23 protein-coding genes are annotated in these 23,449 nt (G+C 41.9%); 16 read left to right on the top strand and 7 right to left on the bottom strand.

Features of this window, described 5'->3' with window-relative positions:
• Positions 1 to 57 precede the first annotated feature (57 nt).
• The 5 genes from rpsM (at position 58) to rplQ (ending at position 3,007) form a co-directional block, all read left to right on the top strand.
• Positions 58 to 414 carry a 30S ribosomal protein S13 gene (gene rpsM / locus LK453_RS01510; protein WP_007394226.1) on the top strand — a complete coding sequence of 119 codons (357 nt, stop codon included), beginning with the start codon at positions 58 to 60 and terminating at the stop codon, positions 412 to 414.
• A 20-nt stretch (positions 415 to 434) separates the two neighbouring features.
• The gene (gene rpsK / locus LK453_RS01505; protein ID WP_007394225.1) at positions 435 to 827 is read left to right on the top strand and encodes a 30S ribosomal protein S11; all 393 of its coding nucleotides are present in this window, start codon (positions 435 to 437) and stop codon (positions 825 to 827) included.
• A 111-nt stretch (positions 828 to 938) separates the two neighbouring features.
• Entirely contained in the window at positions 939 to 1,580 is a 642-nt protein-coding gene (gene rpsD, locus LK453_RS01500) for a 30S ribosomal protein S4 (RefSeq protein ID WP_007394224.1), read from the top strand.
• Between the two features lie 39 nt (positions 1,581 to 1,619).
• Entirely contained in the window at positions 1,620 to 2,627 is a 1,008-nt protein-coding gene (locus tag LK453_RS01495; RefSeq protein ID WP_007394223.1) for a DNA-directed RNA polymerase subunit alpha, read from the top strand.
• 20 nt (positions 2,628 to 2,647) lie between these two features.
• Entirely contained in the window at positions 2,648 to 3,007 is a 360-nt protein-coding gene (rplQ, locus tag LK453_RS01490) for a 50S ribosomal protein L17 (protein WP_007394222.1), read from the top strand.
• 288 nt (positions 3,008 to 3,295) lie between these two features.
• Here rplQ and LK453_RS01485 read toward each other — a convergent pair whose 3' ends face one another.
• The gene (locus LK453_RS01485; protein ID WP_201526753.1) at positions 3,296 to 3,919 is read right to left on the bottom strand and encodes an L-threonylcarbamoyladenylate synthase; all 624 of its coding nucleotides are present in this window, start codon (positions 3,917 to 3,919) and stop codon (positions 3,296 to 3,298) included.
• A gap of 177 nt (positions 3,920 to 4,096) precedes the next feature.
• Entirely contained in the window at positions 4,097 to 4,849 is a 753-nt protein-coding gene (locus tag LK453_RS01480; RefSeq protein ID WP_201537451.1) for an elongation factor P hydroxylase, read from the bottom strand.
• Between the two features lie 489 nt (positions 4,850 to 5,338).
• Here LK453_RS01480 and LK453_RS01475 point away from each other — a divergent pair, with 489 nt between their 5' ends.
• From LK453_RS01475 to lysM, 6 genes are all read left to right on the top strand, one after another.
• The gene (locus LK453_RS01475) at positions 5,339 to 5,965 is read left to right on the top strand and encodes a YceD family protein (protein ID WP_201537453.1); all 627 of its coding nucleotides are present in this window, start codon (positions 5,339 to 5,341) and stop codon (positions 5,963 to 5,965) included.
• 270 nt (positions 5,966 to 6,235) lie between these two features.
• A complete protein-coding gene (gene rpmF / locus LK453_RS01470) occupies positions 6,236 to 6,418 on the top strand; it encodes a 50S ribosomal protein L32 (RefSeq protein ID WP_007394217.1) in 183 nt (60 codons plus the stop codon).
• 122 nt (positions 6,419 to 6,540) lie between these two features.
• On the top strand, positions 6,541 to 7,539 hold the full coding sequence (gene fabD / locus LK453_RS01465) for an ACP S-malonyltransferase (RefSeq protein ID WP_201537455.1): 999 nt from the start codon (positions 6,541 to 6,543) through the stop codon (positions 7,537 to 7,539).
• The gene (fabG, locus tag LK453_RS01460) at positions 7,536 to 8,264 is read left to right on the top strand and encodes a 3-oxoacyl-ACP reductase FabG (protein ID WP_007394215.1); all 729 of its coding nucleotides are present in this window, start codon (positions 7,536 to 7,538) and stop codon (positions 8,262 to 8,264) included. The genes fabD and fabG overlap by 4 nt, the downstream gene beginning before the upstream one ends.
• A gap of 290 nt (positions 8,265 to 8,554) precedes the next feature.
• Positions 8,555 to 8,797 (top strand): acyl carrier protein, encoded by a 243-nt coding sequence (acpP, locus tag LK453_RS01455; protein ID WP_037031550.1) that lies wholly within the window; start codon positions 8,555 to 8,557, stop codon positions 8,795 to 8,797.
• A gap of 499 nt (positions 8,798 to 9,296) precedes the next feature.
• Positions 9,297 to 9,800, top strand: coding sequence for a peptidoglycan-binding protein LysM (gene lysM / locus LK453_RS01450; RefSeq protein ID WP_007394213.1), 504 nt, complete (start codon positions 9,297 to 9,299; stop codon positions 9,798 to 9,800).
• A gap of 175 nt (positions 9,801 to 9,975) precedes the next feature.
• Here lysM and queG read toward each other — a convergent pair whose 3' ends face one another.
• Positions 9,976 to 11,136, bottom strand: coding sequence for a tRNA epoxyqueuosine(34) reductase QueG (queG, locus tag LK453_RS01445; protein WP_201537457.1), 1,161 nt, complete (start codon positions 11,134 to 11,136; stop codon positions 9,976 to 9,978).
• Between the two features lie 113 nt (positions 11,137 to 11,249).
• Here queG and LK453_RS01440 point away from each other — a divergent pair, with 113 nt between their 5' ends.
• A complete protein-coding gene (locus LK453_RS01440) occupies positions 11,250 to 12,953 on the top strand; it encodes an NAD(P)H-hydrate dehydratase (protein ID WP_201537459.1) in 1,704 nt (567 codons plus the stop codon).
• Between the two features lie 60 nt (positions 12,954 to 13,013).
• Here LK453_RS01440 and LK453_RS01435 read toward each other — a convergent pair whose 3' ends face one another.
• Complete coding sequence (locus LK453_RS01435; RefSeq protein WP_201537460.1) at positions 13,014 to 13,577, bottom strand: hypothetical protein; 564 nt, start codon at positions 13,575 to 13,577, stop codon at positions 13,014 to 13,016.
• Between the two features lie 83 nt (positions 13,578 to 13,660).
• Positions 13,661 to 14,224 carry an NUDIX hydrolase gene (locus tag LK453_RS01430; protein WP_201537462.1) on the bottom strand — a complete coding sequence of 188 codons (564 nt, stop codon included), beginning with the start codon at positions 14,222 to 14,224 and terminating at the stop codon, positions 13,661 to 13,663.
• A gap of 329 nt (positions 14,225 to 14,553) precedes the next feature.
• Between LK453_RS01430 and LK453_RS01425 the strand changes: the two genes are divergently transcribed.
• On the top strand, positions 14,554 to 15,321 hold the full coding sequence (locus LK453_RS01425) for an NUDIX hydrolase (RefSeq protein ID WP_201537464.1): 768 nt from the start codon (positions 14,554 to 14,556) through the stop codon (positions 15,319 to 15,321).
• A 177-nt stretch (positions 15,322 to 15,498) separates the two neighbouring features.
• Here the strand turns inward: LK453_RS01425 and LK453_RS01420 are convergent, their stop codons facing one another.
• Positions 15,499 to 16,527, bottom strand: a complete 1,029-nt coding sequence (locus tag LK453_RS01420; protein ID WP_201537466.1) for a biotin--[acetyl-CoA-carboxylase] ligase — start codon at positions 16,525 to 16,527, stop codon at positions 15,499 to 15,501.
• Positions 16,528 to 16,864: 337 nt separating this feature from the next.
• Between LK453_RS01420 and LK453_RS01415 the strand changes: the two genes are divergently transcribed.
• Positions 16,865 to 17,677 (top strand): sulfite exporter TauE/SafE family protein, encoded by an 813-nt coding sequence (locus tag LK453_RS01415; protein ID WP_201537468.1) that lies wholly within the window; start codon positions 16,865 to 16,867, stop codon positions 17,675 to 17,677.
• A 207-nt stretch (positions 17,678 to 17,884) separates the two neighbouring features.
• On the opposite strand, the gene LK453_RS01410 is transcribed toward LK453_RS01415, so the two are convergent.
• A complete protein-coding gene (locus tag LK453_RS01410) occupies positions 17,885 to 18,184 on the bottom strand; it encodes a DUF4298 domain-containing protein (RefSeq protein WP_007394205.1) in 300 nt (99 codons plus the stop codon).
• A gap of 216 nt (positions 18,185 to 18,400) precedes the next feature.
• On the opposite strand from LK453_RS01410, the gene LK453_RS01405 reads away from it, so the two are divergent.
• Together LK453_RS01405 and LK453_RS01400 are read left to right on the top strand one after the other, a co-directional pair.
• On the top strand, positions 18,401 to 19,420 hold the full coding sequence (locus LK453_RS01405; protein ID WP_227945173.1) for an IS701 family transposase: 1,020 nt from the start codon (positions 18,401 to 18,403) through the stop codon (positions 19,418 to 19,420).
• A gap of 115 nt (positions 19,421 to 19,535) precedes the next feature.
• Positions 19,536 to 23,441 (top strand): AAA family ATPase, encoded by a 3,906-nt coding sequence (locus LK453_RS01400; RefSeq protein ID WP_201535316.1) that lies wholly within the window; start codon positions 19,536 to 19,538, stop codon positions 23,439 to 23,441.
• Positions 23,442 to 23,449: the final 8 nt, after the last annotated feature.

Genomic DNA, 23,449 nt, shown 5'->3' with positions numbered 1-23,449 from the left:
CTACTCAATTATTCGTTTATAATAAGAGACTCATTTTTCACAACTGGAGAGAAATCAATGGCTCGTATTGCCGGCGTCAATATCCCGGATAACAAGCATGCAGTGATTTCATTGACTTATATCTTTGGTATCGGTCGTACTACCGCTCAGAAAATCTTAGCAGCGGTTGGTATTGAACCTACTACTAAAGTCAGTCAATTAGATGACGCACAGCTTGATGCTATCCGTGCAGAAGTTGGTAACTACATGACAGAGGGTGACCTACGTCGTGAAGTTTCAATGAATATCAAGCGTTTGGTCGATTTAGGTTGTTACCGTGGCATTCGCCATCGTCGTAATTTACCTGTAAGAGGTCAAAACACGAAGAACAACGCTCGTACTCGTAAGGGTCCGATTCGTTCAATTAAAAGATAATTAACTTAGGAAGCTAAAAGATGGCAAAAGACACCCGTGGTCGTAAAAAAACGGCACGTCGTTCGGTATCCGAGGGCGTAGCCCACATTCATGCGTCTTTTAATAACACCATTGTAACGATTACTGATCGTCAAGGTAATGCATTGGCTTGGGCCACCTCTGGTGGACAAGGCTTCCGTGGTTCACGTAAATCTACTCCATTTGCAGCCCAGGTTGCAGCTGAAGTTGCTGGTAAAGCAGCTCAGGAAACTTATGGTGTAAAAAATGTCGATGTTCTGGTTAAAGGTCCAGGACCGGGTCGTGAGTCTGCGGTAAGAGCTTTAGGTGCATTAGGTTATAAAATTAACAGCATATCTGATGTAACCCCAATCCCACACAACGGTTGCCGTCCGCCTAAAAAGCGTCGCGTATAAACTATTGTTACCGTATGCTTTGCTTTATTGAAAGCAAAGTTGCGGTGTGTGTATTAAGACGAAATTACCGTTACAAGTTACTATTAAGACGTAACTCAAGGAGACACAAGCATGGCCCGTTATATAGGTCCAAAATTAAAGTTGTCGCGTCGTGAAGGTACTGATTTACAATTAAAATCAGGTGTTAAACCTTATGACGTTAAAACTAAAAAAGCAGGTCGCGTACCTGGTCAACATGGCAATACGCGCAATAAAGCTTCTGAATACTCGCTACAGTTGCGTGAGAAGCAAAAAGTTAAGCGTATGTATGGCGTTTTAGAGCGTCAGTTCGCTAACTACTATAAAGAATCTGCACGTGCTCGCGGCGCAACTGGTGAACACCTATTGCAAATGCTAGAGCGCCGTTTAGACAACGTAGTATATCGTATGGGCTTTGGTTCAACTCGTGCTGAAGCACGTCAGTTAGTAAGCCACCGTGCGATTATGCTTAAGAAAGCTGGTCGTGATGAGTTTGTTCGTGTGAACATTCCATCAATCCAAGTTCAAGATGGTGATGTAATCGCTATTCATGAAAAAGCGAAAGAACAGTTACGTATTAAGAATGCTATCGAACTTGCTACCCAACGTGGTATCCCTGAGTGGTTAGACGTTGATCATAGCAAAATGCAAGGTACATTTAAGCAAGCTCCAGATCGTATTGATCTACCTGCAGAAATCACCGAAAGCTTAATCGTTGAATTGTATTCTAAATAATCGCTAACAATAATTTGATTAACTAATCGAGGTGACAATATGATGCTAAATGCTACCGAGTTTCTGACCCCTAATGCCATTAATGTGGATGCGGTTGACGAAACCAATGCAAAAGTCACGCTCGAGCCGTTAGAACGCGGCTTTGGGCATACCCTAGGTAATGCCCTTCGTCGCATTCTTTTATCTTCGTTACCTGGTGCAGCGGTAATTGAAGCAGAAATTGAAGGCGTAGATCATGAATATTCTACCCTTGAAGGTCTGCAAGAAGACGTTTTAGATTTATTATTAAATCTGAAAGGTCTTGCAATTACTATGCACGATCAAAATGAAGTATTTTTAACGCTAGATAAAAAAGGTCCTGGCATTATCACGGCGGCAGATATTGAACTGCCACATAACGTTGATATTGTTAACCCTGATTTGGTTCTAGGTACGCTAGGTGACCGTGGTCATCTAAAAATGCGCTTACGTGTGGTTATGGGCCGTGGTTACGAGCCTGCTAACCTTCGCCGTGAAGACGGTGATACTAAGGCCATTGGTCGCTTGAAATTGGATGCTAGCTTTAGCCCAGTTTCACGCGTAGCTTACCAAGTTGAGAATGCTCGTGTTGAACAGCGTACGGATCTTGACCGTCTTATCATTGAGCTTGAAACTAATGGTACGATCGATCCTGAAGAAGCAATTCGCAAAGCAGCAACTATTTTGCAGCAACAAATCTCTATTTTTGTAGATTTAGAAGCAGAAGAAGCGCCAGAGCCTGTGAAAGAGAAAGAAGAGGTTGATCCTGTGCTATTACGCCCAGTAGATGACCTTGAACTAACGGTTCGCTCAGCAAACTGTTTAAAAGCTGAAAACATTTACTATATCGGCGATTTGGTACAGCGTTCAGAAACTGAACTGCTTAAAACACCAAACCTTGGTAAGAAATCATTAACCGAAATTAAAGACGTATTAGCGTCTAAAGGTCTTGAACTGGATATGCGCCTAGAAAATTGGCCGCCAGCAGATCTACGTGTTGATGACCGTTTTTCTTACCGTAGCCGTTAAACTATTAAGGATATTTGACCATGCGACATCGTAAGAGTGGAGTTAAGCTGGGTCGCACCGGCAGCCATCGTAAGGCAATGTTCCAGAACATGACAAACTCTCTGTTTGAGCATGAACTGATTAAAACAACATTACCTAAAGCTAAAGAGCTTCGCCGTGTAGCTGAGCCTTTAATTACTTTGGCAAAAGAAGATTCAGTTGCTAACCGCCGTTTAGCATTCAGCCGTATGCGTAACAAAGATATGGTTGGTAAGTTATTTGGTACATTAGCACCACGTTATCAAGCGCGCCCAGGTGGATACATCCGTATCATCAAATGTGGCAACCGTGATGGTGACAATGCACCAATGGCGTATGTTGAGCTAGTAGATCGCGACTAATTTTCTAATTAGTTCGATTTATTGGTGTCAATGGCTAGGTATTTGCTTACTAGTCAACTACCTAGCACGACAGCAAGTTATACAGAAACCTCAGTCGCTTTATAAATTTTGTTTTATACAATTTATTGAGCGACTGAGGTTTTCTTATGTTTTATGAAAACACAATGATACTAAGTTAAGTCAAATAAGAAAGATATAAAAAAGCGAATTAAACAGGTTAATTCGCTAGGTAAGTTATTTTGCTAAGCAGGGTCAATATTCATTATATTTGCAATTCTAGCCATAGCATTACTCATCAATGAGTAAACTAGCATCTCCTGCACCTTGACGTATGAGTTCAGGTGGTGACACCGTCATATCGACAATAGTGGTTAATTTAGTGGTTAGAACACCCGCATTAATCATCACATCTATGTTATTGCCAAGCTTATCCTCGATATCAAATGGGTCATCTAAGGCAAGTTGCATATCTGGTAGGATTAAAGAGCTGGTTAGAATAGGTTCTCCCATAGCGTCTAGTATCATCTGTGAAATCGGATTAGAGGGGACTCTGATACCGATGGTCTTTTTCTTCGGATGAGACAGCTTTTTGGGTACATCCTTAGTGGCGTCTAAAATAAACGTGATAGGGGATGGGGTAGAGGCTTTAAGCAGTTTAAATTGTTGATTGTCTACAGTGGCATAAGTGGCGATTTCGCTCAGGTCACGGCACAGTAGGGTGAACTGATGCCTGTCATCAAGTTGACGAATCAATCTCAGCTTTTCAATGGCTTCTTTTGATCCAATCTTACAGCCAAAGGCGTAACTGGTATCAGTGGGATAAATAATGAGTTGGTCGCGGTTTAACGCATCGACCACTTGGCTTATCAGTCTAGGCTGAGGGTTTTCCGGGTGAATATATAAAGTTTGCATAAAATGGCTCCTGTGGCTACTGTTTATAGACAACGATCTTCTTCATTATTTTCTTTATTGTTATCGGTACTATTTTTTTCGATATTATATTTTCAACAAAGCATGGACTGGTCTTTGAGGTCTAACGTTAGTATGACCTTATAGTTTTTAATCACTCTTGTTAGGTGAATATCACTGCTAACGCCCAGTCTCTATAGTATCATGACACACAAAAGCAAAAACCGTTAATAGAGTTTTGGCGTCAGTAGGTAAGTTTTGTGGTTGATTAATGTAAAGTTGTGCTTGATGATACACATCTATCGCAAAAGTACTTTGACTGGTATCAAAATTTGCATGTAGGTTGTCTTGTGAAACCCTGAAGCTTCTGCCACACATTAGGCTAAACAAACATTCAATCGCCTGAGGTTTGATTTCAACCTGTTCAAAAGCCTTCTGTTGGGCTTCGGTACGGCCATCGGGTGCATACCAATAGCCAAAGTCAGGTAATGTACGGCGATGAGCGCCAGCCAAGCTCCAATGGCTTATTTCATGTAAGGCACTTTGGAAGAAACCATGGGCAAATTCAATGCGAGCAGGATGAGTAGCGGTAGCAGGGAAATATTCAGGGTCACTGTCACCCCGAACTAAGACAACATTTTTGGCAGCAAATACCGTATCAAATAAATTTATTAACCAATCTACTTGTTGTTTTTCGATAGATTCAGTCGAGTTTATATATTGTAGAGGCTCATTTTGTATACTTTGTTTATACAGCTGCTGCCATTGTTGTTTAAAATGATAAATATCAATATTTGTACCGATGGGGTAGCTTGGCTCCGTCGTGGCAGAGATTGAAAGTGGCAAGGTGTCTTGCTGATTTAAATGTGTGGTCGATTTCAAATAGGTAGCCAACGCCGAAATTGGTAACTCAGAGAAGTTGATAACAGACATAAAGTTAAAACAATCCAAAGTGATTAAAAAAAGTAATTAATAGGGGGCTAGCAAATGGCCCTTTAAGCCCTCAAGTACAAAAAAATAAGACTAATAACCAGAAGCAATATTAGCAAATGAAAGCAATGTCGTTAGGCAGAGGCCAAGCGATCGAACGATATTACTAAATAATGTCACTAGTTACTTAATGGTATTTGAATACAGATAAGATAAGATATTTGAAACTTGCCACTTAATTAACTAATTAAGCAGTTGACCTACTAACCGGTTAACTAGATAGGGTAGAAGCCCAGATGTCATTCTATCAATTAAATCAAGGCTGACAACCGACTAATTCAGTGCTGACAATCGATGATATCTTAGTAAAAGTATTTTAGATAACTTGTTTTATCAAAAGCATTTTATTCAAACAGAAGATCACGGTAGCAGAGTCTGAATTGTACCGTTAACTGTCACGCCATTGATATCAGTTTTAAATGAGAGAGAAGTATGACAAAATACATCCAGGATAATATATCCACCAACTTGACGGATTCTAAATTGAGCAACCTTAAAAATAGCAACACAGAAAAAAGCGCCTTACAGCTGCCTAATCATGTTAACTTAGAGAAATGGGAAGATGTAGGCTATACTTGGTCTGGTACCATTACTCCCCGAATTCTAACCAGATTGGTAGATATTGTACCTGAAGAATACCAAGATAAAGCCATTGATTTAAAATGTGAACTGAAGAAACAAGGTCAGCTACTGACTTTGATTATGCAGTTCTCTGGCGATATCTGGGTGACTTGCCAACGTTGTCTTACCCCGTTAAATATCGATATTACTCATGATGCAGAGTTGATATTATTGCAACGTAAAGAGCAACAAGGCTTGGTTGATGAGTCTGATGACTATCTTCTGCTAGAAGAGTTGTTAGCGGAACAGCCTGAAAACATAAAAGGGGATAGATTATTGCCTCTGAAGAAGTTAGTGGAAGATGAGCTTTTACTTGATGTTCCTTTATCTGCCAAACATGACGACTGCGAAATGGCGGTTGAGCAAGTGGGTGAGATTATTGAAGAAGAAGCTGAAAATCCATTTGCGGCTCTTGAAGCACTAAAGGGTAAGTTATAACTGAGTTTATAAGTCTGTTAGTTATAGGATTTATTAGGCTAAGTAAACTTGCGAAATTAATACCCCTTTATTTTATCCGATAAAGCGAGTATAATCCCTCGTTTATTATTCCCAGATTTTAAACCTATTTGATTTTTAATAAGAGTTGCTCTTATTGAGGTCAATAGAGAACTCATTTTGCTAAGTGAGCATATTGTATTTTGTATCTAAGTTTATATAAAATACAGGGCCCTCACCACTACAGCATATTTTAGAATAGGAGCAAGACCCATGGCTGTTCAAAAAAGTCGTAAAAGCCGCTCACGCCGTGATATGCGTCGTTCACACCACCATATGGAAGTTGCTGAGCTAAGCGTTGACGCTACCACTGGTGAAAAGCATCGTCGTCATCACATGACTAAAGATGGTTTCTATCGTGGCCGTCAATTGTTCAAAGCGAGCCAAGAAGACTAAGTCACATTCATTCATAATGATTGTGGTTTAATACAAGAGCTAAGCCTTACTAATGACTTTTATATCATTAGTGGCGCTTGGCTCTTTTTTTATGAGTATGTTTAGGCACAAGAAGGCTGAAAATGTCATTAAAACCGTCGCAAGCAGTTAGAAAGCAAGGTCAACTAGATATGCCCCGTCGTATTGCCGTTGTATTTCCTGGCCAAGGTTCGCAAACTGTAGGTATGCTAAATGAGCTAAGCGAGGAATATCCTATCGTAAAGCAAACGTTTAGCGAAGCCAGTGAAGCGTTAGGATTTGATTTGTGGGCAGTTTGTCAGAATGAAGAAGAGCTGGCAAAGACTGAAAATACTCAACCTGCTTTGTTAGCAGCCAGTATTGCTATTTGGCGTATTCTCAAAGAAAAGAGTGATTTCGAACCCTTATTTTTTGCAGGACATTCACTAGGTGAATATAGTGCCTTATGTGCTGCAGGTGCAATAAAATTCGAAGATGCGATTAGATTGGTTCATGCCCGTGGTCAATATATGCAGCAAGCGGTAGTGGGTGTAGATACCAAGATGGCAGCGGTCTTAGGCCTAGACAATAGCCAAGTAATTAGCGTTTGTGAACAAGTAGAAAGTAACAATGACGATACCATCGTCAGCGCCGCTAATTTCAATAGCCCAGGTCAAGTAGTGGTTGCTGGTAACACGGAAGGCGTTGACATTCTCAGCCAACACATACAATGTATGGGTAAGAGAATGGTGCCGCTTAAGGTCAGCGTTCCTTCACATTGTGCGTTAATGCAGCCTGCCACAGATGCCTTAGCTGAAAAACTTGCTCAATGTGAATTCCAGTTGCCAAAGGTTCCTGTGATTCAGAACAGAAATGCAGTGGAAGAAAAAACGATTGTGGCTATTAAAAAAGCATTGACTGAGCAATTGAGTAATCCAGTGTTATGGACTCAAACAATGCAAAAATTAGCAGACAAGCACATTAACATGATTATTGAGTGTGGTGCGGGCACGGTGCTAAGTAACCTTGCTAAAAGACAGGACACACCGATTGTTACCTATCCCACAGATAAGCCTGAGCGTCTCGCTAAATTATTCGATAAATTGAATGGGGAGCTAGCATGAGTCGTACAATTACTTTAGTGACGGGTGCCAGTCGTGGTATTGGTAAAGCCATTGCCAAACGCTTTGCCAAGCAAGGACACTTTGTTATTGGCACAGCAACCACTGCAGAAGGTGCTCAATCAATTGATGAGTATTTACATGATGCGGGTGGTATTGGTCGCATCTTAGATGTGACCAATCAAGAGCAAATTGACAAACTCTTTGAAGAAATTGAAAGCGTATACGGTAGCGTCCAAGTGTTAGTCAATAATGCTGGTATCTCTCAAGATGGCTTGCTGATTCGCATGAAAGATGAAGACTGGGATAAAGTAGTCGATACCAACTTAACTGCCATCTATCGTATGAGTAAACGGGCGATGAGAGGTATGATGAAAGCGCGTAAAGGGCGTATCATTAATATCACCTCTGTGGTGGCTGAGATGGGAAATGCGGGTCAAGCCAACTATGCAGCGACCAAGGCAGGTGTTGAAGGTTTTAGCCGCACCTTAGCTCGTGAAATTGGCTCACGTCAAGTGACGGTTAACTGCGTAGCCCCTGGTCTGGTTGAAACTGATATGACAGATGAGTTGGACGAGCGCTTGTTAAACTCTATGCTTGATGCAGTGCCTGTAGGCCGTTTAGGGCAGCCAGAAGATGTTGCAGCAGCGGTCTCTTATTTGGCGAGCGATGAAGCCAGCTACGTGACAGGGGCGGTAATACCTGTTAATGGCGGCATGTACATGTAGTCGATTAGATATGCAGTTTATGAGATACATGTAGTTAGTAAGATCAACATATAACGTACTAATAAGTTAGAATTGCAGCAGTGCTTTTGCTATTATAGTGATTAGAATAATAGGGTAGTGGCAACTGATCATTTTTAGAGCCTTAACCTACAATTCATCAATGTCTATTTGTTGATGAAGATTCTTTCATTAAATAATATTCGATAAGTGTTCGATGTTTAAACCTGATAATCAGAATTGATAATCAAACCGTGAAAATTTCAAACTAAAAAATAAGGATGGAGATTCCTATGAGCGAAGAAATTGAGTTAAAAGTAAAATCAGCCGTGGCAGAACAACTAGACGTTGATATTGATGACATCAATAATGATTCTTCATTCATCAATGACTTAGGTGCTGACTCTTTAGACGTCGTAGAGCTAGTAATGACTTTCGAAAATGACTTTGATATCACCATCCCTGATGATGATTCAAATGAACTAACTACGGTACAAAAAGCAGTAGACTACATTAAATCAAAGCTTGAGTCTTAATTATTAATTTGCCTAGTTAATTCCAGAGCTATTTCTACTGATTACCTCTATTAACTAGGTTAATTAACGTTTAAGAATTAATAGCCACTAAGTTTTAATGACTTAAAGCTATTTAAAGAAAAGCTATATTGAAGAAAGACCATAAATTTATTTGTGGTCTTTTTTTTGGTTGTTTATTCAGAGGCTAACGAATTATTAGCGATAGTTATTTATAAGCTTTTGATTTTGTTTGACAAATATCATAAGCAATAAAATTTAACAATTATCTACATTGATATAGTAATAAATAACCTAGGTTGTGGGTATACTTTAATCGTGAAAAACACAACTATAAGCCGCTCTTAGGTGAGCCTAAATCATTTTTTATTTTATTGTGCTTATTTACTTTTGGTAAATCTGTTGATGGTAAAAATGGCTAGGTCTATGCAGTTAAGATAATAATAGTATGAATAAAATTATACGTGGCTTATAAATCAACAATAATTTATAGGAGAAATTCATGGGAATTTTTAGTTTTGCAAAGGATATGGGCGATAAGATTTTTAATCGTGACGATGCTAAAAAAGAAACAGAATCACATGCAGATGCTAATAAAGCACCAGCAGCAACTGAGCCATCAGCTCAGTCAGTAGCTAACCTTTTATTAAAACGTATTCAGCAGCAAAATCTTAACATTACTGATCTTAAAGTTAAGTACAATGCAACCACAGATACAGCAGAGATTAGTGGTAAAGCAGAAACTCAAGCAGATCGCGAGAAAGCAATTATTGCTATTGGTAACGTTCAGCACGTTGCTAAAGTTATCGATAACATCGATATTAAACAAGATGCGCCTGAGTCAACCATGTACACTGTGAAATCTGGTGATTCACTGTCTAAGATTGCTCAAGAAGTTTATGGCTCAGCTAACGAATATAACAAAATTTTTGAAGCCAACAAGCCAATGCTATCAAGCCCAGATAAAATCTATCCAGGCCAAGTACTTCGTATTCCTAAACCATAGTTCTTGCTGAAGCTAATAAGCTGCAGTTATTAAGTTAAGTGAATAACAAGTTACAAGTTAAGTAAAATTATTAATATTAATAACGCTTAGTAGCATCTAGAAATAGCTAGAATGCAAAACAAAAGCACCTATTCAATTAGATAGGTGCTTTTTTTAATCTGCTTTTCTAATTTCTTTAATTGGCTTTAGCCTGTTGTTCGGCAATTGCCCAATGAATGTGTTCATCTAACACGTCGCCGAGCGTGCCTAATCTTGATTCAAGAGCGGTTATATTGTCAGCAGTATAAGGGGCATTGCCAATTCCTATGGCTAAATTACGCAGGAAATTAACATAGCCTGTGCGCCTTAATGAACTGCCTTGAGTTTTGTCTAAAAACATTGCTTCAGACCATTGCCACAGTTCAATAAGTAAGCTGTTGTCTAAATTATGACGTGCCAAAAAGTCATCGATAGGACTGAGATTGGCATAGCGGTTCCAAGGGCATATTAACTGACAGTCATCACAGCCAAACACTCGATTACCAATCGCCTTTCGATACTTTTCCTCAATAACGCCATCATGCTCGATGGTTAAGTAGGAGATACAAGCGTCTGCTTTGAGCTTATAGGGACCGATAATAGCCTTAGTAGGGCAGATATCAATACAAGCACTACAACTGCCACAGTGAGGCGTTACTGGCTTATCATCAGGTAATTCTAAGCTTAAAAACAGCTCTCCTAATACAAAAAAGGAGCCGGACTGTTTATTAATCAATAAAGTATGCTTACCGGTCCAACCCAGACCCGCAGCATCAGCTAAAGGACGCTCAAAGATTGGGGCAGAATCACTAAAGGGTCGAAACACGAAAGGCTGATCGGCATTAACGTCGAGGTGCTGCCATTGTGGCAGCATCGTTTCGATTTTTTGAGCCAATTGTTTTAGACGCGAACGCATGGTCTTATGGTAATCACGGCCACGGGCATAACGGGCGATAATCGCATGATTAGGACGATGATTGTCTTCTATACGTCGAGGTTTGGGAGCGACTTCTAGATAGTCCATGCGCACCGATAGAATAGTACGTGAGCCTTCCACCAATAAGCCAGGGTTGGCTCTTTTGTCGTGGTTTAGCTCCATAAACTTAAGCTGACCATAATGGCCTGCTGCTAGCCAATCGCGTAACCCCTGCATTTGTGCGGCAAAAACAGGATGATTAACGCCAATAAACCCGCAATCGGCAAAACCTAACGCCAATGCTTGCTCACGTATCCAATCTTTGACATCTTGGGCATCATTGAAAGGGTTTAAAGCTAAGGGCGGGGTATGGGCGGAATTTGAATCGATAGAGGCTGGCATGGCTTGGATGACTCGAAGCTTAAATAAAGGAGTATGATAAGCTATAAACCAACAAATATAAAATGATAAGGTCTGTTGTCACAGGTCGTACTTTATAGAGGAGCAGTTGAGCCATGCCAATGTATCGCCATCTAAGTAATCCATATAACCCGCAATTTATCACCAAGTCTATCGCTTTATTTAGTCCAGAACAGGTCTATGCCATCGAAAAATCTTGGTTTGATAACGGTAATCGCAGTGACTCGCTCATGCAACAAGCAGCTTGGCAAAGCGCATACTGGATTAATCAAAATATTACCTCTAACGCTTGCATTAGCCCTACTCAACAAGGTGCATCTATTGTTTCGCCGAACAATGTATTAAGTGTTTGTGTTTGGGTGGGTAGTGGCAACAATGGGGGTGATGGTTGGCTGGTGGCTTATTATTTACGGCAGCTCGGTGCACAAGTTGTCGTGATTGAAGTAGGCGAAGCTGCCACCGAAGATGCTAAATCAGCTAAGAATAAAGCCCTAGAAAGCGGTATCCGTGCGTATCCATTCTCAGAGTTTATTGGGACAGATGACAACTATTGCTTAGAGCAGTGTCCATTGTCTGTACGCGAAGCAGAAATCTATGTTGATGCTTTATTTGGAATCGGACTTGATCGCATGCCTGTTGGTAATTATGAGCAAGCAATTGAAATGATTAATGAGCGTAAGCGGTCTTACAATGATAGGTTGAAGGTGATTAGCATTGATATTCCTAGTGGGTTGGTTGCCGGTACCGGTCAAGTTTTTGAGGGCTGTGCAGTTAAAGCGGATGTCACCTTATGTTTGGTTGCCCGTAAAGTCGGTCTACACATTAAAGATGCTGCTGATTATTGTGGTCAAATCATTGATGTGCCTCTGATACCCAGTGTCTTAACCGAGTCGCCAGTGGCTTGGTTACAGCATCAGGCATCGCCGCTTGCTCAACGTGAAAATAATACTCATAAAGGCAGCTTCGGACATGCGTTAATTATTGGGGGTAATCAAATTGACGGATCACAAGGTATGGGCGGTGCGGCTATTTTGTCAGCGAGTACAGCGTTTGCGACGGGTATCGGTAAATTAACTGTGGCCTGTCATAAGGCTTTTCATAGCAGCGTCATTGGTAGTGTGCCTAATGCTATGAGCTTGGATTTACACCATACGCAGGCTGTAAGAGAGCTGATAAAAAAAAGCGATAGTATTGCCATAGGTATGGGCCTAGGTCGTGATGATTTAAGCTTGAGCTTGTTTGAACAGTATCTTCAGCAAGCAATAGAACAAGAAAAAGACTTAATTATCGATGCAGACGGTCTATATCATTTGGCGACACTGGCCGATAAAACGCCCAAACTGATGGCACAATTGGCCACTCATGCTGAGCAACATGAAGTATGGTATACCCCGCACAGCGGAGAGGCGGCTAGATTGTTAAATGTTGAGACCAGTAAAGTTGAGAAAGATAGGCTCAAGGCATTGTCTAGCTTGAGAGAGAAATTTAAAGGCAGTTGGCTACTAAAAGGCGCAGGATCCATCGTCATGACTGAACAGCAGACCTATGTTTGCGGGGTAGGCAATCCGGGTATGGCCACCGCTGGCATGGGAGATGTGTTGTCAGGACTGGCAGCGGGGTTGCTAGTACAGTCCGCTCTAGCAAAAAATACGCGTAGTTTACAACAGGCAGTGATGTTGCATGCTATGGCTGGGGATAAGCTACAACAACAAAAAGGGACATGGGCGGTACAGGCCAGCGACATGCCAACGATGGTAGGAGAGGTATTAAAAGAGTTAACTTTAAATTCTGTTAATTAAGACCTTTGTATTCTCAACTGGGTTTTTAATACGGAGCATTTAATTGGGTTCATAATCACTCTATCCGTCAAGATTTTTGCAATACTGAGTCAATAGCTTACGTGTGTCTTCTATTTTAACGGTCACTTCAATGGGCGTTAAATAGCGGCGTTCGTTATTGGCTTTAGACTCATAAATTTCTCCACCAGCTTGTAAGTTCGTCAGATTTCTATTGAGTTTTTGACATTGAGATAGGGTGACGGATTGGGTATTGGAAGTGTTAGGGGTGTGGCTTTTGGTGCTTCGACTGCTTGGGTTTTGATTGTTAGAGCTCTGATGAGTTGGAATCTGATAAACATCAGTCGTGGCAAAAAGACCGGGCTGACTTTGGCGACCATCGTTGCGCATTTGAATAATCTCGGATTTTATGCCGGCATCAGGCTCAAATTGTGAGTACTTAACCTCTCCAAATTCCCCAGTGCTTTTGTAGATGGTCTTATAGTGGTCTGTACTCTGGGCATGAGATAAGCCACTAACGCCAATAAGCAGCGTGGAGACTGCCAATAACCTGCCAATGTCCAGTGCTCGGTATCCATACTCATAGTTAAAAGCTTTTATTAAGTACTGAAGCCCAGGCAAAGTCATTGGCAATAGTTTCCAGATAGGGTTAGCAGATATTACAGGTCAATAGCAGCTAGCTAATATTGTTCTATAGTCTGCTAACGCGGCTAATAGCGTTTGATACTCTTATCTTTAGAGATACTCTCTTCATGAATCGGAAACTTAGCATGGTCTGTGATGGTTTTACGGTCATTAAAGTAGTGCTTTAAGGTGCGTTTAACTGCCTCGAATGCAATCTCTTCCCAAGGGATATCTTGTTCTTCAAATAAAGCACACTCTAAGCTTTCTGGACCAACATTATATTTACCATCCTGTAGCTCAGTGAGGTAGAGAATATAAATTTGACCAATGTCAGGGATGTCATATAAGCAATAAAGGTGAGGATGAATAGCCACCGCATCTGCTTCTTCTACTGTTTCACGGGCGGCGCCTTCTGCCATAGTCTCACCGATTTCCATAAAGCCGGCAGGTAAGGTCCAATAACCGTATCTAGGTTCGATAGCACGGCGGCAAAGCAGTACTTTGCCTTCATGAATGACAATGGCACCGCAAATAACTTTAGGGTTTTCATAATGAATATAATGACAATTGGGGCAAACCAAACGAGGTTTATGATCCCCCTCTGGAATCTTATGTTCCGCTTGGTGACCGCATTGTAAACAGTACGCCATAGGGCAGTCCTTATTATTAGAAGTTGTGACTGAGTATATTTTTAATGATAATGATTTTGATAGCTTTTCTTTATTTTAAAGACATGTATTTTAAACGATAGAGACTCAGCTTGAATAAGTCGGCTGCGATAATATCAGGCGCCTTTCTTATTTCGATATTCTTGTTTTATATAAAGTTTATGTTTCTACATAAAATAGCTAGATACGCTGATTATCATTAATGATACACAATTACTAAAACGTGCAAGTCATCACGATAGCATACTTAGGGGTAATAGGTTAGTCTAACCTTATCCTATAAACTGTTTAAAAATTGTTTGATATATCCTATGAAATCCCCGATTGAAATGTTGTCAGCGTCAAAAGCCCGTCATAAAAATACCCATTCTCCTCGGTTTGAAGAGTTGGCTGTGGTGTTACCGGAACATCTTACTCAGCCTAGCCTAAAACAGATGACACAACGCATTCAACAGACCATGCTTGGAGAGTCAGTAATCGACAAGGGGTATAAAGGGGAGATTGGACGGGTACAAGCGATTTTAGAACATTTGGTAACCACTCCCATTGCAGATGCTGCGGTATTGGTACTCATTACCAATGAAGTACAGCCAAAGGTATTACTGACTAGGCGCGCGGCTCATTTAAGCAGTCATGCTGGCGAAGTCTCTTTTGCCGGAGGTAAGCACGATGAGGGAGATGGTAATAACGTGGTTACTGCCCTGCGTGAAGCGTGTGAGGAAACCGCATTACCACCGAGTAAAGCGCAAATCGTCGGTCAATTACCGCCACAAACCTCCAAAAAAGGACTCGCTGTACGGCCTATCGTGGCTTTGGTGGAGCCACCCGTTACCTACGTTCCTGAGCTAGGAGAAATTGCCCGTATATTCTGGGGAGATTTTGAACAGCTGATTACTCAGCCGACTTGTGATTATGTTTTACCTTACTCTATGGGTGGACGATCAATAAGTATTAAGACTCCCTGCTGGCGAGTAGATGGAGAAGTAGTTTGGGGTTTGACAGGACGAATACTGGCAAACTTACTGGAGGTAGGTTTCGACAGAGAGATTGATTGGTATTATGATCCTGTCGATGCTTAAACTAAGCATGCCTCTTACTTAAAGCCAAATCGAACTGACGTTGTCCTAATTAACACCAAATCTAGAAAACAACCTATCTAAGAGTAAACCTATCTACGAAAGCGATCGTCAATACGACAAGTAGATAGGTTCATCGAGTCTGACAAAGATAGGTTGCTATATAAAAAAGTTATCGCTCTAAATAACGCGAATGGTACCCGTATAGACGTTAATCATGCCCACCTCATTGTTAGACTGAAGTTGCAAACTACCATCTGCATTTATCCCCGTCACTTTACCTTCTAAGATCTGTGGTTCAAAAACTTGTGGTGCAGTATCGGCGCCTACTTGTTTAGTCGTAATCAAAGACTGCTGAGTGATTTGTACTTGATGACCTGCCAGCACATTCACTGCACTATAGTCTTTAATAAACTCGGTTAAGCTATAAGGGTCTTGTTTAAAAGTCATAAACTGATTTATAGCCCGCAAAATTGTGGCGCTGACCGGTCGATATAAATCGTCCGCTCTGGGAAAGGCTACTGCCGTATTTTTAAGTCCCGTATTGATATGATTCTTATCGCCTTGACGGTTGTGAGCCAACTGAGTTTCTTCGATTATTTGGGTTAAGCTTATGGCTTGATAGTCCATTCCTTCTTTGGTGGTTTCAGATAACAGGGGAGCGGCTTCGATATTTATGCCAACCCCGACAATAACCCCAGTAATCTGATTGTCGGTCAATACTGGCTCAATCAAAATACCAGCCAGTTTATTAAAACTGCTGCGATCAGTACGTAAGGGCTGAGGCAAGATTTGGTCAGCGGGCTGAGTGGGTGGTTGACTAGAGGGACGCACGTCATAATAGCCAATATCGTTCGCCCATTTGACCCCAACACTAGGCAGACCAACAGTACGGCGTTGACGGTTAATTTGCTGAATAATAGGCAGGCGCGTCAGATGAAAGCCGACCACCAACGACAACAGTCCCGACAAGGGTACTTGCAAAGGGTGATATAGAGACAGGTAGATATTGCCAATCGGCGATTGCCAAGTTCGGGCTCGTTGGCCACGGCCAGCCGTTTGCATACCTGCAGTCAACATATAGGGTTGAGAGGGGTCAATCTTTGCTGTATTGACACTTTGCATCAGCTCGCTGTTGGTTGAACTGCACACTTCTAAATGATGATGAGCAATAGGCTGATTGATAATGAAGTTTGAATAAGAATACATACAGCAGCCTGTTTAAGCCTAGAGGAAATAGAGAAATTAAGCCAACTCAACCTAAGAGTCACTCATAATATAAGCACCCTTAGCCTAAATACTTATACAACAAGCACTAGGGAGTTAAAATCGCTGCTATAAATATTAGCACATTCTTTACTCAGACGATTATAGGTTTGGTGCCATGAGCGACCAAAAAATTTCCCCATTTAGCTCTCTATTTATCTTTTCCTATATGTGTCCTTCATATTGATTGGCCTCTAGGCTACCGATTTTATTAAATTTTGACTATAAGGTTTTGCTATACTGTGGGTTTAATATTTTTTGATAGCAGAGTAGTGGGCTTATGATGATAGTTTGGTTTTTAGTGGCTGGCGCTTTTGCAGGTCTATGTGCAGGGTTATTTGGTATTGGAGGCGGCATGATTATTGTGCCTGCTCTGGTATGGATTTTTACGGCTTATGGGTATTCTCCAGAAATCATTGCACATATGGCAGTCGGCACATCTCTGGCCACTATCGTTGTCACTTCCATTAGCTCGTTAACTGCTCATAACAAGCGAGGTGGAGTACGCTGGGATGTCTGGAAAAATATGGCCATTGGCTTGGTGGTCGGTAGTCTAGTAGGTGCCGCTATCGCTGATCAAATTCATGGTCTTATGCTGCAGGCATTGATTGGTGGAGGGGCACTGTTGGTGGCCTTCAAGATGTTGTTTTTATCCAATAAAGAAAACTTGGGTAAACCTTTGCCTTCAGCACCGGTACAAGTGGCCGCGGGTTCAGGTATCGGTATGGCATCTTCTATTTTTGGTATCGGTGGGGGCAGTCTAACTGTGCCATTTCTAACTTGGGCAGGCTTACCGATGCGTCAAGCGGTCGGCACCTCAGCAGCCTGTGGTCTACCGATTGCCCTAGCAGGGGCTGCTGGATTTGCTTGGTTTGGTCAAAATGTTTCTGAGTTACCAGAAGGGGCGGTGGGCTTCGTCCATGTTATTGGGTTTATCTGTATTTCGATTGCCAGCTTTATTACTGCCAAGTTAGGGGCCAAGTGGGCACACCAATTGCCTGCAGCTACTTTAAAGAAAGCTTTTGGGGGATTGCTAGTGATTGCAGGAAGTCAGCTATTATGGTCGGGGCTATCGGGTATGAATATCGTTTAATAAGCTTCCCATAATTGGCCATATAAAATACCTGTAGCCATGAATAAATACAGCCATGTAAAAAAATAAGGCGGACGTCGTAGAGGCGACGCCTTTTATTGTTTCTAATCAGACCAATCATTACCGTTGGCGACGGTTTTAGTAATGGCTAATACTGTCACTACTTGTCTATTGCTACTTGTCTATTGCTACTTGCCTATGGTTTGTCTATTGCTTATCGAGGGCATCCAAACCCAGACGCATCCACCGTTTTGCTAACTCATCTCGCTCTGATAGCATGTCCCATAAGGCATCTTCGCTTAACAAGGAATGAGCGTCTCCAGAATACTGAAGCTCTAAATCTTGTTCGCGGTCTGTCATCCACTGTGGGCTTAAGTAATACTCTTTTAACTCGCTATATAAGGCTTCTGCTTCTAGCCAATTTTTTTGTGCTTCTAATTGCTCAAGGCGTAGTTTGTGCCACTGCTCAAATTTTTGTTGTAATTGTTGAGGGTCATATTTTGACATAGCAGACTCTTTACTGGGTTAGTAACTGATTTAATATCTAACTGTGACGTTATAACAGTTACTAAAGGGTGATAATATTTAAGATTAGCATTCAATATAGGTGCTTTTGCCGTGCAATTCAATTTGTACCTCTTTATGTTTTGTTTATTTAATAGGACTTACGCAAAACCAGAGATATATTGCCAACCTAAAGCACAGCGTAGTACCATAATAGTCATGAAGAAGCCTAAAGTAACCCGACTAGATTATTGCCAATATCTCATGGTGAGCCAAATAAACTACACCATCACCAACTATGCTGATCATCATCCTGAGAACATCAGTCATGACCGTATCAACCGTTATATTAAAGGTGACAAGCTCAAACCTCGTCTAGTATGGGAACAAGTTAAACAAGACATTGTCGCCGATGCTGAGGGTTACTTGCTCTTTGATGACACCGTATTAGACAAAGATCACAGTCATAAGATAGAACTGGTCAACCGCCAATATAGTGGCAATGCTAAACGATTAATTAAAGGCATTGGTCTTGTAAACTGCATCTACGTTAACCCGCATACCCAGCAGTATTGGGTTATTGACTACCGTATTTACGACAAAGCCATCGATGGTAAAACCAAGCTTGATCATTTAGAAGATATGTTACGACACACGATCGAGTACAAGCAATTGGTATTTAAAACGGTGCTCATGGACAGCTGGTATGCCACTAAAGATATCATGCTGACCATTGATGGTTTAGGTAAAATCTTTTACTGTCCGCTTAAGAGCAACCGTTTGGTTGATGATTCTAAGGGGCAACGCGCTTATACCTCAGTCAGTGCTTTACAATGGACTGAGGCCGAACAAGATAATGGCAAATTAATTAAGATCAATAAATTTCCTAAACACTATAAAGTGCAACTGTTTCGGGTTGTGGTGAGTACTCACCGCACGGATTGGGTCGTAACCAACGACACCACTCAAACAAATCGTGATGACGTACAACAGGTGTGCGCCATACGCTGGAAAATTGAGCAGTTTCATCGTGAGATTAAGCAATTAACAGGTATAGAGTCTAATCAGTGTCGAAAAGCACGTATTCAGCGCAATCATATTTGCTGTTCTATATTAGTTTGGATAAGTTTGACCCGTATTGCTAGGCAGACAAAGAAAACGGTATATCAGTTAAAACATGGCTTGCTGGATGACTATCTCTGCGAGCAGTTGCGCTCGCCTAGACTGATTGTTGCGTAAGTCCTATTTAAGTAGATAAGGGGCTTAGACCTGAAAAATAGCGTAATTTCAGGTAAAATACGCCACTTTATCAAGCGTCTTACTTTTTACTAACTCACAACTAAATGCGGCCTTCATGCGTCTAAAATCTCTTAAGCTGGCAGGATTTAAGTCTTTTGCTAATCCCACAACTTTCACCTTTCGCCATGGCATTACTGCCATTGTCGGTCCGAACGGTTGTGGTAAATCCAATGTGATTGATGCCATTCGCTGGGTATTAGGTGAATCTTCCGCCAAGCAGCTCAGAGGCGGGGCAATGAGTGATGTGATTTTTGCAGGCACTCAAAATAAGGCAGCAAAAAGCGTTGCCAGTGTTGAGCTAACCTTCGAACACACTCAAGATGAGCAGACTGGTATTCGTCATGAGTTAAATCTATACCATGAGTTATCGGTGCGTCGCCAAATTAACGTTGAGGGTAAGTCAGATTATTTTATCAACGGTACGCGCTGTCGCCGCCGCGATGTGGTCGATGTGTTTTTGGGAACTGGATTAGGGCCACGCAGTTATTCAGTCATTCAGCAAGGTATGATTGGACGTATTGTTGACTCAAGTCCCCAACAGCTACGTGAGTTCATTGAGGAGGCAGCAGGTGTTTCTCGCTATCAGGCGCGCCGTGAAGAAACCCAAAAAAAGCTGCTTAAAACTCGAGAAAATCTAGAACGTCTTAACGATATTGAGGCGGAGCTAAGTCGTCAAAAGAAAAAACTGGTCAAACAGGCCGAAAGTGCCAATCAATATCAACAAATTCAGCAAGAGTTAGCAGCTGTGAAAGAGCAGTTGGCTATTCATCAGCTGTGTCAGGCGAAAGCAGCACAACTGTCACACAAGGCCAATCAAGACGTCCTTACTAAGTCAGTAACTGTGTTACAACAGCAGCACGAGCAGCTGAAAAATAAATTTAACAAGCTCAGTGACCGCTTGGCTGAAGAGCAGTGGCTTAAAGATGAAGCACGTGACAAGCTGCATCTGCAAGACATGCAGCGTCAACAAGAAGAACACCAATTAAATAACCTACAGGCTAATATTAATCAGCTTGATGGACGGTATCAAGCCAATTTAGAGCGTCAAAAAAGAGCGGAAAGCTCACTGGCAGAGACCCAAAAAGAGCAACAAGCCCAAGCTGAGTTAATAGCTAGCTTAACTCCTAAAATTACTGAGCTTGAACAGCGTCAGACGCAGACTCAGCAAGCCTATGCGCCTTTACAAGTCGCTTGGGATGAGACCAATGCTCAGGTAATGGCGTTAGAAAAAGAGCAACGTCAGTATGAGCAGCAACTGGCACTTGATAAACAAGCAGCACATCGAGTGCAGCAAGATTTATCTAAGTGGCAGACTCAGCAAAGCTTATGGCAACAAGAAGCGGTCAAGTGGGGTGTTGCTCAATCACCACAAAATGCGAATAACGGTGATGATAAAACAGCTAAGGATTTGTCTGATAATCCAGACGTTTTATCCGACAATCCAGACACGGCTTTAGTAGATTTAGAGGCGAAGCTATCGGGGCTTATCAAACAACAAGAAACCGTCACCGAAAGTTTAGAGACTGAGCAACCAGCGTTAAATAAGCTATCCCAGACTGTAACGACTCAACAAACTCAATTGGCTCAGCTAGAGAAACAGCACGCCAGCTTGATAGCTGAGTATGAAACGCTGCACAGTATTGTCCATCCTAAAAAAGACAAGAAATCACAACTTGAGGCTTCCGATGTTGCATCTGCCAGCGCCACTACTGATTCAGCACTAAAGGACAATCAATCTACTGCCTCTTTATCCCGTCTGAACAAACTGCCAGCATTGCATCAGCAAATAAAATTGAGCAAAGCGGGCGAACAATATGCTTTGGTGTTAGACAGGTGGTTGGCATTTTGGCTAGACAGTCGGGTTATGGATATCACAGCCACCAAAGACAAAACAGAGGTGGGTCAGTGGTATCAGTTATTGTCTGGGTTGATAGGCTCAGAATCAGATTTAGCGGCAAACAACGTTTTAAATCAATCCTCTAAGCATACCTCCAGGCCAAAGCAAAACCAGAATAAACAAAAAGACAGCTCGTCTGAAAATGAGCAGGCAGGTAGTGTGCTATTTGCTAACTCTGCATCGCAAACGATCACCAAAGCAATGGGATCGCAGCTTATTCCTTTATCTGACTTAATCACGACACCCAAACTGGGCTTATGGCAACAGTGTTATCTGTATGCTGATAAAAATTTGAAAGACTTGAAAACGGGTGAGGACAACACAGCCTTGCAAATGGCTGCAGAACTTATCGTACAGTTGCCACAATTTGCTTTAATTATTACGGCGTCAGGCTGGGTAATGGGGCACTTTGGGGCGATTCACCTCTCTAAACTTAGCGGTGAGTCGCAAAATGCACAGTTTTTGAGTGTGCGCTTACAACAGCAACAACGTTTAGCGATCTTGGAAGACCAGCTCAACGAAATCGAAGCGCAGATGGAACAACTTAGTCAACAGTTGAAGGCCAATCAGCTCAAGAAAGAACAAGGTTCGGTCGTTGTTGAAGAGTTGTCAGCACAGCTTTCGACTCTGACCCATAGCCTGCACAATCTGAAGCAGCAACAGGTAGAGCTGCGTGCCAAACAAGACAGACAAAATAGTGAGCAGCAGCGGCTAAAGCAGCAACGTCAGCAGCTTGATGAAGACTACCAACAGTTACAGCAAGAGCTGACACAGCTTACGGTCAGTCAAGAGCAGGCTAAGAAAGAGCTTCACACTGTTGAGCCTAAACTTATTGTTGTAAAAGACAAGCAACAACAATTACAGCAGCAGCGACAAGTTATTAGTCAGCAAGAGCGTGAAGATGGTAATAGCCTGCGTCAACTTCAGCTAGAAGTGAGCAGGGCGGAGCTGGCAGAAAAGCACAATCAACAGCAGTTACAGCAATTGTCTATAGACTTAAAACAACTTAAGCAGGCCGAGCAGCGACTACAACAAGAACAGCAGAAATTACAACAACAACTGCCAAAGCTTGACGCCAGTTTAAAGCAAACGCGTAGCACGCATCATGAGATGCAGACGGCGCTAGATGAGCGTAATGCCATTATTAATACGTTGCAAACTGAAGCCAATGATTTGCAACAACAGCGCGATGATACTGAACAGCAGCTACAGCAGCAGCAACAACAGTTAGCAGAAACGGTGACCCAAGTGGCCATTGCCAATGAGCGTATCAGTGAAGCAGGCGTGCGTCTTACGCAAGTGAATAATGAGCTAACACCCGAGACGATATTGACAGATTATTTGGCTCATGGTCGAAGCCTGTCAGAGGTTAAACTGCAAAAGCTACAAAGTGATGATCTACAGCTCAGCGCTAAATTGAATAATATGGGACCCGTAAACTTGGCTGCAGCCGCAGAGTTAGCGGCAGTCGATGAGCGTCTATTGCCTTTAGAGCAGCAGATAAATGATATCACTGCAAGTATGGCCACGCTCACTGATGCTATTGCCTCCATTGATGCCAAAACCAAGACGCTATTCTTGGAGACCTTAGACTCAGTGAATGAATCATTGACTAATTTATTTACCAAAGTCTTCGGGGGCGGCCAGGCCAGTCTTACGTTGAGTAAAGAAGAGGATTTAGAGCAAAGCGAGCAGTGGCGAGCAGGCTTGGAATTAATGGCGCAGCCTAAAGGTAAGAAGAACAGCCGATTGGCAGTGCTGTCTGGCGGCGAAAAAACTTTGACCGCATTGAGCCTTATATTTGCCATCTTTAAACAACATCCGGCTCCGTTTTGTGTGTTGGATGAAGTTGATGCACCTCTTGATGATGCTAACGTAATGAGGTTTACTAATTTAATTTCAGATCTGGCAGATGAGGTGCAGTTTATCTTTATTAGCCATAATAAATTGGCGATGCAAATAGCGGATGAATTAAAAGGGGTGACTATGCCGCAACCCGGCATATCGACTTTGGTTAGTGTAAGCTTAGAAGAGGCAGAGCAATATTTGGATCCTACGGCTTAAGCACTATA

Source organism: Psychrobacter sanguinis (assembly GCF_020736705.1).
Lineage (GTDB): Bacteria > Pseudomonadota > Gammaproteobacteria > Pseudomonadales > Moraxellaceae > Psychrobacter > Psychrobacter sanguinis.
Note: the sequence above shows the minus strand (reverse complement) of the source record. Positions and strands in the feature narration are given on the sequence as shown.

Coding starts and splice junctions, on each gene's coding strand:
- rpsM (WP_007394226.1), top strand. CDS start 58: ATGGCTCGTATTGCCGGCGTCAATATCCCGGATAACAAGCATGCAGTG.
- rpsK (WP_007394225.1), top strand. CDS start 435: ATGGCAAAAGACACCCGTGGTCGTAAAAAAACGGCACGTCGTTCGGTA.
- rpsD (WP_007394224.1), top strand. CDS start 939: ATGGCCCGTTATATAGGTCCAAAATTAAAGTTGTCGCGTCGTGAAGGT.
- LK453_RS01495 (WP_007394223.1), top strand. CDS start 1,620: ATGATGCTAAATGCTACCGAGTTTCTGACCCCTAATGCCATTAATGTG.
- rplQ (WP_007394222.1), top strand. CDS start 2,648: ATGCGACATCGTAAGAGTGGAGTTAAGCTGGGTCGCACCGGCAGCCAT.
- LK453_RS01485 (WP_201526753.1), bottom strand. CDS start 3,919: ATGCAAACTTTATATATTCACCCGGAAAACCCTCAGCCTAGACTGATA.
- LK453_RS01480 (WP_201537451.1), bottom strand. CDS start 4,849: ATGTCTGTTATCAACTTCTCTGAGTTACCAATTTCGGCGTTGGCTACC.
- LK453_RS01475 (WP_201537453.1), top strand. CDS start 5,339: ATGACAAAATACATCCAGGATAATATATCCACCAACTTGACGGATTCT.
- rpmF (WP_007394217.1), top strand. CDS start 6,236: ATGGCTGTTCAAAAAAGTCGTAAAAGCCGCTCACGCCGTGATATGCGT.
- fabD (WP_201537455.1), top strand. CDS start 6,541: ATGTCATTAAAACCGTCGCAAGCAGTTAGAAAGCAAGGTCAACTAGAT.
- fabG (WP_007394215.1), top strand. CDS start 7,536: ATGAGTCGTACAATTACTTTAGTGACGGGTGCCAGTCGTGGTATTGGT.
- acpP (WP_037031550.1), top strand. CDS start 8,555: ATGAGCGAAGAAATTGAGTTAAAAGTAAAATCAGCCGTGGCAGAACAA.
- lysM (WP_007394213.1), top strand. CDS start 9,297: ATGGGAATTTTTAGTTTTGCAAAGGATATGGGCGATAAGATTTTTAAT.
- queG (WP_201537457.1), bottom strand. CDS start 11,136: ATGCCAGCCTCTATCGATTCAAATTCCGCCCATACCCCGCCCTTAGCT.
- LK453_RS01440 (WP_201537459.1), top strand. CDS start 11,250: ATGCCAATGTATCGCCATCTAAGTAATCCATATAACCCGCAATTTATC.
- LK453_RS01435 (WP_201537460.1), bottom strand. CDS start 13,577: ATGACTTTGCCTGGGCTTCAGTACTTAATAAAAGCTTTTAACTATGAG.
- LK453_RS01430 (WP_201537462.1), bottom strand. CDS start 14,224: ATGGCGTACTGTTTACAATGCGGTCACCAAGCGGAACATAAGATTCCA.
- LK453_RS01425 (WP_201537464.1), top strand. CDS start 14,554: ATGAAATCCCCGATTGAAATGTTGTCAGCGTCAAAAGCCCGTCATAAA.
- LK453_RS01420 (WP_201537466.1), bottom strand. CDS start 16,527: ATGTATTCTTATTCAAACTTCATTATCAATCAGCCTATTGCTCATCAT.
- LK453_RS01415 (WP_201537468.1), top strand. CDS start 16,865: ATGATGATAGTTTGGTTTTTAGTGGCTGGCGCTTTTGCAGGTCTATGT.
- LK453_RS01410 (WP_007394205.1), bottom strand. CDS start 18,184: ATGTCAAAATATGACCCTCAACAATTACAACAAAAATTTGAGCAGTGG.
- LK453_RS01405 (WP_227945173.1), top strand. CDS start 18,401: ATGAAGAAGCCTAAAGTAACCCGACTAGATTATTGCCAATATCTCATG.
- LK453_RS01400 (WP_201535316.1), top strand. CDS start 19,536: ATGCGTCTAAAATCTCTTAAGCTGGCAGGATTTAAGTCTTTTGCTAAT.